Source organism: Flavobacterium potami (genome assembly GCF_020026915.1).
Lineage (GTDB): Bacteria > Bacteroidota > Bacteroidia > Flavobacteriales > Flavobacteriaceae > Flavobacterium > Flavobacterium potami.
Genome location: NZ_JAINUY010000047.1, coordinates 1 through 289 on the forward strand (window position 1 = coordinate 1; position 289 = coordinate 289).

Annotated in this window: 1 protein-coding gene; it reads left to right on the plus strand. The window is 53.6% G+C overall.

Annotated features, from left to right (window positions below; translation table 11 throughout):
• The coding region (locus K6T82_RS24215; RefSeq protein ID WP_223711600.1) for a RuvB-like domain-containing protein at window positions 1-267 on the plus strand (267 nt) is incomplete at its 5' end.
• Window positions 268-289: the final 22 nt, after the last annotated feature.

Sequence of the window (289 nt, forward strand, 5' to 3'; positions counted from 1 at the left end):
GGCACTCAATCATACTATCGGCAGGCCTGTGGTGTGGTTGTCGATTTGATCAAGTCGAAGAAGTTCTCTGGGCGAGCCCTCTTGCTTGCGGGAGCACCTGGGACAGGAAAGACCGCATTGGCACTCGCCATTTCCCAAGAGCTCGGCTCCAAAGTTCCATTCTGTCCGATGGTCGGAAGTGAAGTCTATAGTACCGAGGTGAAGAAGACAGAAGTGCTCGCAGAGGTGTTTAGGCGAGCGATCGGTAAGCGGTGCGACAAGACATGACGCGTCTCGTACTGAATCTAGA